The following is a 13,654-nucleotide window of genomic DNA, read 5'->3' on the forward strand; positions in this document are numbered from 1 at the left end:
ATCTGTATGATGAATGTTAAAAAATTTACATAATGCAAATCACTGTTATGTATGACTTTCCACTTAGTGTGCAGGCAGATTTCCATAAGTCAGTAAGAAATCTTTCATAGGACATTTTTTTGGCTTTTAAAGTTACGATAAAACCCGGTAATATGTATGCGATAAGCTATCAGTAGCGTTATCCCTAATTCTGGAGATTATTCCTTTGATCAACGTCCTTCTTGTTGATGATCACGAACTAGTGCGCGCAGGGATACGACGCATTCTGGAAGATATAAAAGGAATTAAAGTTGTCGGTGAAGCGTGCTGTGGTGAGGACGCTGTGAAATGGTGTCGCGCTAATCCCGTCGATGTTGTCCTGATGGATATGAATATGCCGGGTATCGGGGGGCTTGAGGCTACCCGCAAAATTGCCCGTTCCGTGGCTGACGCCAAAGTGATTATGCTCACTGTTCATACCGAAAACCCGCTTCCGGCGAAAGTGATGCAGGCCGGTGCGGCTGGTTACCTTAGTAAAGGTGCTGCACCGCAAGAGGTCGTGAATGCGATTCGCTGTGTGGCATCAGGCCAGCGCTATATAGCTTCAGATATCGCCCAGCAGATGGCGCTCAGCCAGATTGAGCCTGAAAAGGCAGAATCGCCGTTTGCCAGTTTGTCTGAGCGTGAATTGCAGATTATGCTGATGATCACTAAAGGTCAAAAGGTCAATGAGATCTCAGAACAGTTAAATCTGAGTCCTAAGACGGTGAACAGCTACCGTTACCGAATGTTCAGCAAACTGAATATTCATGGCGATGTGGAGCTGACGCACCTGGCAATCCGCCATGGCCTGTGTAATGCGGAGTCGTTAGCAAGTCAGTGAGTGATGTTTTTGACGCAAAAGCTTTCCTGAAGACAGTGACCAGCCAGCCGGGCGTCTATCGTATGTATGATGCTGGCGGTACTGTCATCTATGTGGGTAAAGCAAAAGATCTGAAAAAGCGGCTCAGTAGCTATTTTCGCAGCAACCTGGCTTCGCGTAAAACCGAAGCGTTGGTGGCGCTTATCGCGCAAATTGATGTCACCGTCACGCATACTGAAACGGAAGCGCTGCTGCTCGAGCATAATTACATTAAGCTGTATCAGCCGCGTTATAACGTGCTGCTGCGAGATGATAAATCCTACCCTTTCATTTTCCTTAGCGGTGATACCCATCCCCGGCTGGCCACGCATCGCGGTGCAAAGCACGCTAAAGGCGAGTATTTTGGCCCATTTCCAAACGGCTATGCGGTTCGTGAAACTTTAGCTCTGCTGCAAAAAATTTTCCCAATCCGTCAATGTGAGAACAGCGTGTACCGCAACCGCTCGCGTCCATGCCTGCAGTACCAGATTGGTCGCTGTCTGGGGCCGTGTGTCGCCGGGTTGGTCAGCGAGGAAGAGTACGCTCAGCAGGTTGATTACGTGCGCTTGTTCCTGGCGGGTAAGGACGATCAGGTGTTAACGCAGTTGATCGCTCGCATGGAGAAAGCCAGCCAGTCGCTAGAGTTTGAAGAAGCTGCACGGATCCGTGACCAGATTCAGGCCGTACGCCGGGTCACGGAGAAGCAGTTTGTTTCTAACAACGGTGACGATCTTGATGTCATCGGCGTAGCTTTTGAGGCCGGAATGGCCTGTGTGCACGTGCTGTTTATTCGTCAGGGTAAGGTGCTGGGCAGCCGCAGCTATTTCCCGAAGGTACCCAGCGGAACCGAGCTTGGGGAAGTGGTGGAAACTTTTGTCGGTCAGTTCTATTTACAGGGTAGCCAGATGCGAACGCTACCGGGTGAGATCCTGCTGGATTTCAACCTGGGCGACAAAACCCTACTGGCTGATTCGCTCTCAGAACTGGCCGGACGCCGTGTTAACGTACAGACCAAGCCTCGTGGCGATCGTGCACGCTATTTGAAACTGGCGCGAACCAATGCCGCCACGGCGTTGACGACCAAGCTCTCTCAGCATTCGACTATTACCCAACGCTTACAGGCACTGACGACGTTGCTTAAGCTCCCCGCCATCAATCGGATGGAGTGCTTTGATATCAGCCACACGATGGGGGAACAAACGGTCGCGTCGTGCGTCGTTTTTGACAGCAATGGGCCGCTGCGGGCGGAATATCGTCGCTATAATATTACCGGTATCACTCCGGGTGATGATTATGCCGCGATGAATCAGGTTCTGCGCCGTCGTTACGGCAAGGCAATCGAAGAGAGTAAAATTCCTGATGTTATCCTGATAGATGGTGGTAAAGGGCAGCTCGGACAGGCGAAAATGGTCTTTGCCGAGCTGGATGTGCCGTGGGATAAAAACCACCCTCTGCTATTGGGCGTAGCAAAAGGCAGCGATCGTAAAGCAGGGCTGGAGACGTTATTCTTCGAACCTGAAGGGGAGGGCTTTAGTCTTCCGCCGGATTCACCTGTGTTGCATGTTATCCAGCATATTCGCGATGAATCACACGATCATGCCATCACTGGTCACCGTAAAAAACGGGCGAAAGTGAAAAGTACCAGTACGCTGGAAACCATCGAAGGGGTGGGGCCAAAGCGCCGGCAAATGTTGTTGAAATATATGGGCGGTCTGCAGGGGCTACAGAAAGCCAGCGTTGAAGAAATTGCTAAAGTGCCGGGTATATCTCACGGTCTGGCAGAAAAGATCTTCTACTCGTTGAAACATTAGGGGCTCTGTAGCAACATAGGGCTAATTTTTACTTACAACAGATAGTTACCCGTTACTATGCGATTTAATATCCCTACGTTGCTTACTCTGTTTCGCGTCATTCTTATCCCTTTCTTTGTACTGGCATTTTACCTGCCGTTTGTTTGGGCTCCCTTTGCTTGCGCGCTGATTTTCTTTGTCGCTGCCGTAACCGACTGGTTTGATGGCTATCTGGCGCGTCGCTGGAATCAGAGCACGCGCTTTGGTGCCTTCCTGGATCCGGTTGCGGATAAAGTCATGGTTGCGATCGCGATGGTGCTGGTCGCTGAGCATTATCACACCTGGTGGGTGACGCTACCGGCCGCAACGATGATTGCCCGTGAAATTATTATCTCCGCCTTGCGTGAGTGGATGGCTGAGCTGGGTAAACGCAGCAGCGTGGCGGTTTCGTGGATCGGTAAAGTGAAAACAACGGCACAGATGGCGGCACTGGTGTGGATGCTGTGGCGGCCAAATATCTGGGTTGAATGGGCGGGTATTGGCCTGTTCCTCGTAGCGGCGGTGCTGACGCTGTGGTCAATGCTGCAATATTTGAACGCTGCACGCGGCGATTTGCTTGATCAGTGATCGTTTCGGCGCAATTTTCAGCAAACAACACAAGGTTTTAAAAAATAACGTTGACTCATTGCGCCAGGTAAGTAGAATGCAACGCATCGAACGGCAGCACGGTCTGCCAGACGATAACAAAATCAAGCGATTAGCAATTTAGCTTGATGATGCGGGAATAGCTCAGTTGGTAGAGCACGACCTTGCCAAGGTCGGGGTCGCGAGTTCGAGTCTCGTTTCCCGCTCCAATATAAAAACATCGGCAATTGCGGGTGTTGCAGTATTAAGGCGCGTTAGCAAAGCGGTTATGTAGCGGATTGCAAATCCGTCTAGTCCGGTTCGACTCCGGAACGCGCCTCCAATTACTATCCCGAGCCCGGGTGGTGGAATCGGTAGACACAAGGGATTTAAAATCCCTCGGCGTTCGCGCTGTGCGGGTTCAAGTCCCGCTCCGGGTACCATTGGGATATAGCAGAATAATCAAAGCAATAAGCAGTGTCGTGAAACCACCTCCGGGTGGTTTTTTTGTTTTTGTCCCCAGTCTATTATTAAAAAGATTAACTCTCCTGAATGGGTGATGTCAGGTGGTTTTCTCTCGCTATTTCCGCTACTGTAAGCGCCATTTTTCTACGACCACGAGACTGTTTATGAAAACCGGACCCCTGAACGAAAGCGAAGTTGAATGGCTGGATGAGATCCTGTCGAAATATGCAGAAGAAGGCACCATCATGGATGTTGCCGAACTTGATGGATTGCTGACGGCAATTCTCTCCGGGCCGACGGAAATTGAACCTGCGCAGTGGTTGTTGGCTATCTGGGGCGGGGCGGATAAAGTGCCGCGTTGGGCCAACGATCGCGAACGCGATCGCTTTGTGAACCTGACGCTGCAACATATGAGCGATACAGCCGAGCGCTTAAGCGATTATCCTGAACAGTTCGAACCCATGTTTGGCTGCCGTGAAGAGGAAGGACAGGAGTTAACCATCGTAGAAGAGTGGTGCTTCGGTTATATGCGCGGCGTCGGCCTCAGTGACTGGTCTGCTTTACCAACTGAGCTACAAGCTGAACTGGATGCCATCGCCCTGCACGGCACCGAGGAGCGATTTGAAGCGCTTGATGAATTATCCGCTGAAGAGTTCATTGCCAGCGTAGAGCGTATTCGTCCGGCGGCCCTGGCGCTTTACAACTACTGGACTGAGCATGCTCAGCCGGCTGACGTCCAGCAGCCAATACGAAATGAGGCGAAAATTGGGCGTAACGATCCTTGCCCATGCGGTAGCGGTAAGAAATATAAGCAGTGCTGCTTAGCAAAATAAGTAAAGGGGCCAATTTGGCCCCTGATTTTTTATCCCACCGCAGGCAGAAATCCTGCGACGATAGCAAACTGAATGGCCACAATTCCGATTCCGCACAGCAGAACCAACCACAGCGCGGGTGACCCCCCAGCGACTCGCCAGGCGGAGTCAGGATGCTGCTTACGGCTTTTCATCACTAATAACGAAGGTAGCATTAGCGCCAATACCGCCAGCGCGACCCCTGCATAACCTAAGGCCATCACGAAACCGCGTGGATAGAATAGGGCGAACGCCAGAGGGGGTAAAAAGGTGATTACACCACTCTGTATACGCCCGGCCGGACCATTTTTACGTTGGAACAAATCGGCCAGGTAGTCAAACAGGCCAAGCGCGACGCCGAGAAATGAAGTCGCCAGCGCCAGGTCTGCAAAAAGATGAACCGCCAGCTCAACGTGCGACGAGGCAACGACTTCACGAATCGCTTCTAACAGCCCGTTGAGTCCGGCATTTTGTGCCAGCAGAGCGGTAAAAGTTGGAGAATCAATACTGCCCAGGGTTGCCAGTTGCCAGAAAATATAGGCAACCAGTGGAATAAAGCTTCCGATGACAAATACCCGACGCAGCTTGCGTATATCCCCGTTCAGATAGCTGACGACGCTGGGTATGCTGCCGTGAAAACCAAACGAGGTAAAAATTACTGGAATCGCCGACAGCGCCAGCCCTTGCTGTAGCGGCAGGGTCAACAAGTTTATCTGATGAATATGCGGTAGAAGAAGCGCCAGCATAATAGCGAGGAAAATGATTTTGGCGCTGAACAGAAAGCGGTTAAAGAGATCAACCAGTGACGTACCGATACAAACCACCGTCCCGCCGAAGCCTGTAAACAGCAGTACTCCAACCGCAGGTGGTAGCGTCCAGCCCAGCCATTGATTGAGACTTGAAGCCAGCAGTTCACCGGCACCGCTAATATAGGCCGCGGTAAGTGCGTACAGTAAGAACAGCATGCAAACACCGGTGGCCCACTGCCCGTAACGCCCCAGATAGCGCGCCGCCAGGGAGCCCAGCCCCGTGTCAGCCGGAACGTGCTGATAAACTTCAAGCAACAGTAACGCGGTGTAACACATCAGCGCCCACAGGGCGATCAGCAAAACTAACGTTACGCCGAAACCTACGCCTGCTGATGCCAAAGGCATCGCCAACATCCCTGCGCCGATGGTGGTGCCAGCGACGATTAAAATACTACCAAGAGTGCGGTTCTTCACGCTTTTCTCTATCCATGACGGATTACACAATGAATTATGCCGCGCAGAGTATGTGAAATCAGTGATTTCGTCAAATGCAGGTTACAGTGTGTGTAATAATTAGTTTACGATTTTGAACGTTTACGCTAAGCCTGCGCTGGCGCAAGAATCGGAATAATAAGCGGGGTTATCCTGTGCGTTTTATGGGGGATATTATGCAATCAATTCATGGTCATGAAGTTCTACAGATGATGATCGCTTCAGGCGAACCTCACACCGTGGCCAGTCTGGAAGCGGCGATTACCAGCCGTTTCGGGACGGATGCACGATTCCATACCTGTTCGGCGGAAAACCTGAGTGCGGCGGAGTTAGTGGCATTCTTGCAGAAAAAGGGCAAATTTATTGCCGCAGAGGAAGGGTTTAATACGCACGAAAGTAAAATTTGTCGCCATTAATAGGGCGGCGATCGCTAAGCGTCGCCGCCGTCTTCATTAATTTTGGGTATCGAGCGTTGCCAGCTCTTTATCAATAAAGTACAGACCTTCGCCGCTTTTACCTGCGAGGGTCAGTTTATCAATAACGGATTTAAACAGTTTCTCTTCTTCATGTTGCTCAGCAACATACCATTGCAGGAAATTAAAGGTCGGATAATCCTGGCTGGACATTGCCGCATGAGCCAGTTCGTTAATTTTCTGCGTAATGAGTTGTTCGTGTTCGTAGGTGACGCGGAACAGGTCGTCCAGTGAAGTATATTCGGCAAACGGTGAGGCGATGGCATTGATGCACGGCAGGCTGCCGGTATCGGTCAGGTAGTCGAACAGACGCTGCATATGGGTCATCTCTTCTTGCGCGTGGCGGCGCAGAAACGCGGCGGCGCCTTCAAAGCTGTGGTAGCTGCACCATGCGCTCATTTGCTGATAAAGCAGAGAAGAATAAAGTTCAAGGTTCATCTGTGCATTAAGTTTGTCGATCATTTCAGTTTTCAGCATCTGGCTTGCTCCGCAAATAAAGTCAAAGGTGATTGTGCCGTCACTATAATTTGTTATTAATTTATTTGCAAAAAGTAAATTAATAAATTCATTTATTACTAATGCAAATGGGAATAACACGCATTGGCAATTTAATAAATAATGAGAATGGTTTTAATTTAATATTATCAATATTAATTATGGGTCCGACTTATTCTTGAAAAAGGGACGCGCGACTTCGAGTGGCTATGAGCGCTTGGGTTAGCCTGGTGAGAAAAGGGTGGGGGGTAAGAAAGCAACGCCCGGATGCTGTGGGAGATGAAAGTGTGAGGCGATATGCAATTTATAAAACAACTTTTCATAAAATTTGAAAGTATGTTCGTAAGGTAGTATTGTTCTTCACAACGTTAACGAACTATCGCGGGAAAACCCGCACAGCATTCAGGAGAGTAAAGCATGAAAATCGCACTGATGATGGAAAACAGCCAGGCGAACAAAAACGCCATCATCCTCAACGAGTTAAACGCTGTTGCAGACGAGAAAGGTTTTCCGGTTTACAACGTCGGCATGAGCGATGAAAACGATCACCACCTGACCTATATCCATCTGGGTATCATGGCCAGCATCCTGCTGAACTCTAAAGCGGTAGACTTCGTGATCACCGGCTGCGGTACCGGCCAGGGTGCAATGATGTCTCTGAACATCCATCCGGGCGTAGTTTGTGGCTACTGTATTGATCCTGCTGATGCGTTCCTGTTTGCGCAGATTAACAACGGTAACGCGCTTTCTCTGCCATTCGCGAAAGGTTTTGGCTGGGGCGCAGAGCTGAACGTACGCTTTATTTTCGAGAAAGCGTTCACAGGGCGTAACGGCGAAGGGTATCCGCCGGAGCGTAAAGAGCCTCAGGTACGTAACGCTGGCATTCTGAACACCGTTAAGGCCGCAGTAGTGAAAGATAACTATCTGGATACGCTGCGTGCTATCGACCCAGAGCTGGTGAAAACTGCCGTGTCTGGCCCGCGCTTCCAGCAGTGCTTCTTCGAAAATTGCCAGGACAAAGAGATCGAAGCGTTCGTTCGCCAGATCGTCGGTTAATCTCCTGCAAATATCCAGGGCCAGCGCTGCTGGCCTTTTCTTTTGGGCTATTTCTTTTTGTTGGACACGTTGCTACCGGCATCTTTTGCCAGGTGCAGGCTATCAATCATTCCCACCAGACAAATCAACGCAATAAAAATAAACGACAGACGGAAGCTGATCCCCGGCAGACTTGTGAGATTAAACCATTCACTGAACTTCTCCCCAATACGAATACCGATCGCCCCGAGCGTAATCCCAAGCCCAACGGCCAGCTGCGAAGCGGTGCTGAACAACGTATTGGCATAGCTCATTTGCGCCGAAGGCACATCGGCAAAAGCAAGGGTGCTGACGCCGGTAAATTGAATAGAGCGGAATACCCCGCCGAGATAGAGAATCATGAAAATCAGCCAGACTGGCGTTTGTGGTGTTAAAAAAGCGCAGGCCAGCAGCGAGAGTACATTCAGCGCACCGTTGATCAGCAGCAGGCGGCGAAAACCCAGCCAGCGAATTAACGGCGTTGTCGCGGGCTTGATGGTTAAATTACCAACGAAAACGGCCAGCACCAGCAACCCTGAGTGGAATGGGTCCATACCAAACCCGACCTGAAACAGCAGCGGCAGCAGGAAAGGGACGGCGCTAATTGAGGCACGGAACAGCGAGCCGCCGTACATAGTGACCTTGAAGGTCGGTATTTGCAGCGCATCGAGGCGCACCATCGGCCAGGCTGCGCGACGGAAATGGCGCAGTGAGAACAACATGCTGCCAAGGCCTAATACCAGCAGCGCCGGAGTTTGCCAACTCAAAGGTTGACGATCGCCGAGAAATTCCATGGCGGTAACCAGGCTAATCATGGCGATTGAAGTGGCAAGGAAGCCGGGAAGGTCAAAAGGCCGTGGTTCATCTTCACGAATGTTTGGGATGATGCGCAAAGACAGGGCCATAGCGATGAGCCCAAGGGGCACGTTAATAAAGAAAATCCAGTGCCAACTGGCATAGCTGGTGATAAATCCGCCCAGCGGCGGGCCGATAATGGGGGCCACTAATGCCGGCCAGGTCAGGGTGGCAATCGCCTTAATGAGCTGATGCTTCGGTGTCGTTCGCAAAACTGCCAGTCGGCCTACTGGAACCATCAGCGCGCCGCCTATTCCTTGCAGAATTCGCATCGCCACGAAGATGTCGACGTTGGTTGATAACCCGCAAAAAACAGAAGCCAGCGTGAAAATCGCCAGCGCGAGAGTGAAGATTTTGCGTGCGCCGAAGCGATCGGCTATCCAGCCGCTGGCCGGTATCAGCACGGCCAGCGTAATGAGATAGGCGCTGATACCGATATTGAGATCGACCGCTGTGACGCCAAAGTCTTTCGCCATGTCCGGCAGGGCAGTGGCGATCACCGTGCCGTCGAGGAACTCCATAAAAAAAGCGCCAGCCACCAGCAGTGCGGGTGCTGAAAAAGAACGATCGTCCCTGGAAGAGATGTTTGTGCTCATTGTCGTGTCGCTGCCATAGCAAAGAGGGGCCAAACTCGACGCAGAGCATGTTGCTCTAACTGTTCGATTCAGCTCATTTTTGTTTAATATTTAAATTATTTTTGTAAAAACAGTGTGATTTGACGCATGTTCATATTGATTTTTGTGATGTAAGTCATATTATAGTCCTGTAGACATTAACACCTGCATAACAAAAACGGAGTCAATCCATGAAGCTGCGCAAAATCCTCAAAAGCATGTTTGAAAACTACTGCAAAACCTTCAAAGACGTACCCCCTGGCGGTATGTTCTGATAAAAAAACCTGCTGCGGCAGGTTTTTTTATCTCTTAAGATTTAGGTTACTATTACGCTCCTGAAAAAAGGAGTAAAAAATGTCTCAACATCTCACCGAAAATGACGAGCTGGTTTCCGACGTGGTTGCCTGCCAACTGGTCATCAAACAGATTCTCGACGTTATTGATATCATCGCCCCTGTCGAAGTGCGCGAGAAAATGACCACTCAGTTAAAAGCCATCGATTTTGCCAGTCATCCTGCATCGGCCGATCCGGTTACGCTGCGGGCGGTACAAAAAGCCATTGCCTTAATTGAACTGAAGTTCACTCCGCAAGGTGAGGCACACTAAATGCATAGCCCCGCCATCAGGTGATGGCGGGGCGTCGTTATGTGGTTAGTGGGAAACGGCGGTACGGGCCGGCGTCTCCTGAGTATTGTTAAATAACTTGCTGTTGCCCCAGCACTCTTCGTAGCGGTGACCGACTAAATCTTCAACGATGAGGCGCACATCCGGTGTGATGTCTGCAATTTTGCCGCCAGCTTTAATCCGCGCGACTTCCTGCAAGACCACCATATGCGCTTTGCGATCCAGCTTCATCTGCTTACTGAAGACTATCGCCGCCAAAGCCAGCAGGACCACGCCCGCACAGAACACGACCGCAATAGCGGTTACCGCGCTTTCAGGTTGCGAATGCGCTTTTGACTGGAAGCCGTAGAAGCTGAGGATAGCGCCCATTGTGAAGACGATGATAGAGCGTAGGATTTTCCCGGAAAAGGTCATTGCGCCAGCATAGATACCTTCACGGCGACGGCCAGTATAGATTTCGTCAACGTCGGCTAAAAAGGTATATACGGTCCAGGGGATGTAGTACACGCCGCCCGTGCCCAGTCCGAACAGGACGGTGATACCAAACATCAGGATAGTTGCCAGATGTGCAGGCAAATGGAAGAACCACAGCGAGGTATAAAGCAGTACGGCAAAAATAACCACGCTCAGCGCCAGAATGTAGGGCTTACTAAACCCTTTTTTCACGCACAGGCCGATAAACAGCGCCGTAGAGACCAGTTGCAGGATGGAGTTCAGGCTATTTAGCCCGGCGACCATCGCCGGATCGTGCTGCAGGACGAAAATAACAAAGTAGGTAAAGATAGATGCAAACAGCCATTCTGCGCCGAAACCACAGAGGTACATGCCCAGATGTTTACGGAACACGCGCAGATAAAAGGTAGAACGCATATCCTTCGCCAGCATAAGCAGAGTATTGAGTAAGCCTTTTTTCTCACTATTGCTGACTTCCTCTTCGCGCGGACGTTCCCAGCTGCAGTACCACAAGCAGGAGATCGCAACGATGAGAATGACCCCATAGGTCAGGCCAGTCAGGAAAAATGGGGTCGCGGATTCTTTGCCATAAAGCAGGATGAACTGACCTGGAATAAATGCTGCCAGGAAGTTAGCCAGTTTACCGAAGATCGCTTTGTAGCCAGTAAGCTTTGAGCGTAGTGAAAAATCGTCGGTCATTTCGGTCGCCAATGTTTCATAGGGGACCATGATCGAGGTATAAATGATTTCAAAGACTACATAAGTGCATAGGTAGTACCAGAACCCAAGACCTTCTACCCAAAGCAGCGGGTAGAACATCATGAGCGGAATACCGATTAATAAAAAGAAGCGGCGGCGTCCGAAGCGTTTGCCGAGACGCGTTTTACCAAAATTATCGGTGAGATAACCCATAAGAGGATTACTGATCGCGTCGATAATACTGGCGACGGAGAAAATGAGCGAAGCCTCGATCAGCGTCAGCCCACAAAAGGTTGTATAAAAATAAAGCAGCCATGCGCCGCTGATTGCCAGCGCGCCGCTTCCCAGTAAATTCCCGCCGCCGTAGGCTAACTGATGGCGTAACAAAATCGGTCTTCCCTGCAGCCCCTGAGGGGCTGAAGCCGCGTATCTTGCCATTAAAATAAACTCCGTGTTTTAAATTTTTGAAACGATGTTTTTATATTCTTAAGCGATGAGTTTGAACGTGATCTACATCACTAAAAACCGGCTAAATCCCATGCCTGAGCATTAATGAGATCCAGTTAAAAGTTTTTAATGCTTTTTAGGAATAAAAACGGCGCCGAAGCGCCGAAAAAGATGGGTTGGTGAGAATTGTCTATAAGGACATTGATGATATTAATATATGGTTTTTGGGCATTTATCAGCGATACACCATTTGCTGTGAGCGTTAATTATGTTGGTTGCTGACCAGATCTAACAAACGAAGGTCGGTTTGTTGCACGCACGTTCCATCCTTATCCGCATTGCGCACTTCATCGAGAATGGTTTCCAGCAGGATACCGTCCTGGCGCTGTTCTTTTTCCAGCAGCGTTAAAAAACGCCAGGTGGCATCGTCGCTTTGCGCTTTAGCTTCTTCCGTCAGGTCGATCAATATACTGCTGCGTTGCTGATAATCAGCAACGGTGGTAGCAAAAAGATCTTCGAGGGAAGCACACTCTGGTTGGCTGGAACCTTCAGATTTCACCACCGGCACGGCGCCGGTTTTTTTCATAAAATCAAAAACCCGCATCATCTGGGTTACCCTGGATTGTGCCCTGCTGCGCAAAAACGTTGCGGTACCGTTTAACCGTTGCTGAGTACACCACTCACTTAAATGTAGATATAAGTTTGATGCATGGAATTCAAGATTCATTTGGTTATTCAGTTTCTTAACCATTCCTGGGACGATCATAAAAATATCCTTATTAACCTGTAAAGGAGTCCTGGCTACATCCTGAATCATCTTCCTTAGAGAGTCTTAATTCGGGACACATGACGTGCAGGTAAAGTACCAGAATAATAATTATCTGTACTTCAAATATATGAGGGGTAATTAAATTGCGATTACCGATGAATGTAGAATAGCGCCACTTGGTGATTAAGGAAACTCTCATATGATGTTATTTACGTTTCGTTACACCATCCATAATTAACTTTATTTAAGTGTGTTTATGTAATGGTAACTATTATCATTAGGTCATCATTGTTTTTATATGCATGATTTTAAATGATATTTATTGTTTTTGTCGTTGATTTGTAGTGGTTCTAAGTAACTATATGAAATTACGTTTCATTTATATTGGGTTATAGTTTTGATTATGTGTTAATCTGTTCTTTGTAAAAGGTGTAAATTGCGTTAGATCATGTTTTTTGTGATTTTAGAAACAAGGCATAACGATAATTTAAAAAAATACTGCTTTTGTAAACACACGATTGTTATTTGGCTATCTGAAGGAGTCAGAAATGAAAAAAGTAGCGGTGCTGTTAGCACCTGGTTTCGAGGAAGGTGAAGCGATTGTGATTATTGATATTCTTCGTCGCTTGCACATCAATGTAGAACTACTGTCCTGCGCCGAATCGCGCGCGGTGGTGAGCTATCACGATATTCCTATGGTCGCAGACAGCACGTTAACAGAACGAGCACAGACGCTTTATGACGCGGTGGTTCTGCCTGGCGGCCCACAAGGAAGCGTGAATCTTGCCGCCAGCCAGGAAGTGGTGGCGTTTATTGCGGCTCACGACACAGCCGGTAAGCTGATCTGCCCAATTTGTTCGGCGGCGGCGCGGGTATTGGGCGGCAACGGTTTGCTGAAGGGGCGTCGCTATGTCTGCTCCGGGGATCTCTGGCAGAACGTGAGCGGGGGAGAATACGTTGATGCGCCGGTAGTGGAAGACGGCAACCTGATCAGCGGTAAAGGCTTTGGTTACGTTTTTGATTTCTCTTTCACCGTTGCGGCACGCTTGTTGGGCGATGAAGCCCCCGTGCGCAATCATGCCGAGCATATTTATTGCCGCTGGTGATGGAAAATCTGAATCCACAAGGATAAGTCTGCTGGTGATATAGATAATATTGCTAATGCGAGCGTTAATTGTCTGACAATTAGCGCTTTTTTTATGTCTTTTTTCGCTGTTTTTATGCACGCAATTACTGTAATTCCGCGATGTGATAGCGCTCTCGTATGGAGAAATAATTTCCGGTTAATACTATTTTAACA

The 13,654-nt window shown here is 49.2% G+C and carries 14 protein-coding genes and 3 tRNA genes; 12 read left to right on the plus strand and 5 right to left on the minus strand.

The genetic code is table 11. From position 1 onward, the window contains the following. The first annotated feature begins 205 nt into the window (after positions 1-205). From uvrY to ACMYSL_RS10950, 7 genes are all read left to right on the plus strand, one after another. A complete protein-coding gene (gene uvrY, locus ACMYSL_RS10920; RefSeq protein ID WP_110274346.1) occupies positions 206-862 on the plus strand; it encodes a UvrY/SirA/GacA family response regulator transcription factor in 657 nt (218 codons plus the stop codon). Further along, positions 859-2,691, plus strand: coding sequence for an excinuclease ABC subunit UvrC (uvrC, locus tag ACMYSL_RS10925; protein WP_434662791.1), 1,833 nt, complete (start codon positions 859-861; stop codon positions 2,689-2,691). Before uvrY ends, uvrC begins: the two co-directional genes overlap by 4 nt. A gap of 57 nt (positions 2,692-2,748) precedes the next feature. Beyond that, a complete protein-coding gene (gene pgsA / locus ACMYSL_RS10930; protein ID WP_112213254.1) occupies positions 2,749-3,297 on the plus strand; it encodes a CDP-diacylglycerol--glycerol-3-phosphate 3-phosphatidyltransferase in 549 nt (182 codons plus the stop codon). A gap of 151 nt (positions 3,298-3,448) precedes the next feature. Further along, positions 3,449-3,524: transfer RNA gene (locus ACMYSL_RS10935), tRNA-Gly, on the plus strand. 39 nt (positions 3,525-3,563) lie between these two features. Continuing rightward, positions 3,564-3,637 (plus strand) — tRNA-Cys (locus ACMYSL_RS10940). 13 nt (positions 3,638-3,650) lie between these two features. Next, positions 3,651-3,737, plus strand: a tRNA-Leu gene (locus tag ACMYSL_RS10945). Positions 3,738-3,923: 186 nt separating this feature from the next. Further along, on the plus strand, positions 3,924-4,592 hold the full coding sequence (locus ACMYSL_RS10950; protein WP_434662794.1) for a YecA family protein: 669 nt from the start codon (positions 3,924-3,926) through the stop codon (positions 4,590-4,592). 29 nt (positions 4,593-4,621) lie between these two features. On the opposite strand, the gene tyrP is transcribed toward ACMYSL_RS10950, so the two are convergent. Further along, complete coding sequence (tyrP, locus tag ACMYSL_RS10955; RefSeq protein ID WP_434662796.1) at positions 4,622-5,833, minus strand: tyrosine transporter TyrP; 1,212 nt, start codon at positions 5,831-5,833, stop codon at positions 4,622-4,624. A gap of 194 nt (positions 5,834-6,027) precedes the next feature. Here tyrP and ACMYSL_RS10960 point away from each other — a divergent pair, with 194 nt between their 5' ends. Beyond that, entirely contained in the window at positions 6,028-6,267 is a 240-nt protein-coding gene (locus ACMYSL_RS10960) for a YecH family metal-binding protein (RefSeq protein WP_434662799.1), read from the plus strand. Positions 6,268-6,303: 36 nt separating this feature from the next. Here ACMYSL_RS10960 and ftnA read toward each other — a convergent pair whose 3' ends face one another. Next, positions 6,304-6,801: a non-heme ferritin gene (ftnA, locus tag ACMYSL_RS10965; protein ID WP_110274389.1), complete on the minus strand. Its 498-nt coding sequence runs from the start codon at positions 6,799-6,801 to the stop codon at positions 6,304-6,306. A gap of 435 nt (positions 6,802-7,236) precedes the next feature. Between ftnA and ACMYSL_RS10970 the strand changes: the two genes are divergently transcribed. After that, the gene (locus tag ACMYSL_RS10970) at positions 7,237-7,875 is read left to right on the plus strand and encodes an RpiB/LacA/LacB family sugar-phosphate isomerase (RefSeq protein WP_110274340.1); all 639 of its coding nucleotides are present in this window, start codon (positions 7,237-7,239) and stop codon (positions 7,873-7,875) included. 47 nt (positions 7,876-7,922) lie between these two features. Here ACMYSL_RS10970 and ACMYSL_RS10975 read toward each other — a convergent pair whose 3' ends face one another. Next, positions 7,923-9,344 (minus strand): MFS transporter, encoded by a 1,422-nt coding sequence (locus ACMYSL_RS10975; protein WP_434662802.1) that lies wholly within the window; start codon positions 9,342-9,344, stop codon positions 7,923-7,925. Positions 9,345-9,553: 209 nt separating this feature from the next. Between ACMYSL_RS10975 and azuC the strand changes: the two genes are divergently transcribed. Further along, positions 9,554-9,637, plus strand: coding sequence for a stress response protein AzuC (gene azuC / locus ACMYSL_RS10980; protein ID WP_004136622.1), 84 nt, complete (start codon positions 9,554-9,556; stop codon positions 9,635-9,637). 79 nt (positions 9,638-9,716) lie between these two features. Then, positions 9,717-9,968 (plus strand): DUF2766 family protein, encoded by a 252-nt coding sequence (locus ACMYSL_RS10985; RefSeq protein ID WP_110274338.1) that lies wholly within the window; start codon positions 9,717-9,719, stop codon positions 9,966-9,968. A 45-nt stretch (positions 9,969-10,013) separates the two neighbouring features. Here ACMYSL_RS10985 and ACMYSL_RS10990 read toward each other — a convergent pair whose 3' ends face one another. Both ACMYSL_RS10990 and ACMYSL_RS10995 read right to left on the minus strand, forming a co-directional pair. Then, on the minus strand, positions 10,014-11,525 hold the full coding sequence (locus ACMYSL_RS10990; RefSeq protein ID WP_434664029.1) for an MFS transporter: 1,512 nt from the start codon (positions 11,523-11,525) through the stop codon (positions 10,014-10,016). 322 nt (positions 11,526-11,847) lie between these two features. After that, complete coding sequence (locus ACMYSL_RS10995) at positions 11,848-12,351, minus strand: non-heme ferritin-like protein (RefSeq protein WP_304260014.1); 504 nt, start codon at positions 12,349-12,351, stop codon at positions 11,848-11,850. Positions 12,352-12,902: 551 nt separating this feature from the next. Between ACMYSL_RS10995 and ACMYSL_RS11000 the strand changes: the two genes are divergently transcribed. Further along, positions 12,903-13,460 carry a DJ-1/PfpI family protein gene (locus ACMYSL_RS11000; protein WP_304260011.1) on the plus strand — a complete coding sequence of 186 codons (558 nt, stop codon included), beginning with the start codon at positions 12,903-12,905 and terminating at the stop codon, positions 13,458-13,460. Positions 13,461-13,654: the final 194 nt, after the last annotated feature.

The organism is Klebsiella sp. MISC125 (assembly GCF_051131775.1).
GTDB lineage: Bacteria > Pseudomonadota > Gammaproteobacteria > Enterobacterales > Enterobacteriaceae > Klebsiella.

Bases quoted from the DNA above. Each gene is read 5' to 3' on its own strand.
- ACMYSL_RS11000 (WP_304260011.1), top strand. From the start codon at position 12,903: ATGAAAAAAGTAGCGGTGCTGTTAGCACCTGGTTTCGAGGAAGGTGAA.
- ACMYSL_RS10985 (WP_110274338.1), top strand. From the start codon at position 9,717: ATGTCTCAACATCTCACCGAAAATGACGAGCTGGTTTCCGACGTGGTT.
- ACMYSL_RS10995 (WP_304260014.1), bottom strand. From the start codon at position 12,351: ATGATCGTCCCAGGAATGGTTAAGAAACTGAATAACCAAATGAATCTT.
- ftnA (WP_110274389.1), bottom strand. From the start codon at position 6,801: ATGCTGAAAACTGAAATGATCGACAAACTTAATGCACAGATGAACCTT.
- ACMYSL_RS10960 (WP_434662799.1), top strand. From the start codon at position 6,028: ATGCAATCAATTCATGGTCATGAAGTTCTACAGATGATGATCGCTTCA.
- azuC (WP_004136622.1), top strand. From the start codon at position 9,554: ATGAAGCTGCGCAAAATCCTCAAAAGCATGTTTGAAAACTACTGCAAA.
- ACMYSL_RS10975 (WP_434662802.1), bottom strand. From the start codon at position 9,344: ATGAGCACAAACATCTCTTCCAGGGACGATCGTTCTTTTTCAGCACCC.
- ACMYSL_RS10950 (WP_434662794.1), top strand. From the start codon at position 3,924: ATGAAAACCGGACCCCTGAACGAAAGCGAAGTTGAATGGCTGGATGAG.
- pgsA (WP_112213254.1), top strand. From the start codon at position 2,749: ATGCGATTTAATATCCCTACGTTGCTTACTCTGTTTCGCGTCATTCTT.
- ACMYSL_RS10970 (WP_110274340.1), top strand. From the start codon at position 7,237: ATGAAAATCGCACTGATGATGGAAAACAGCCAGGCGAACAAAAACGCC.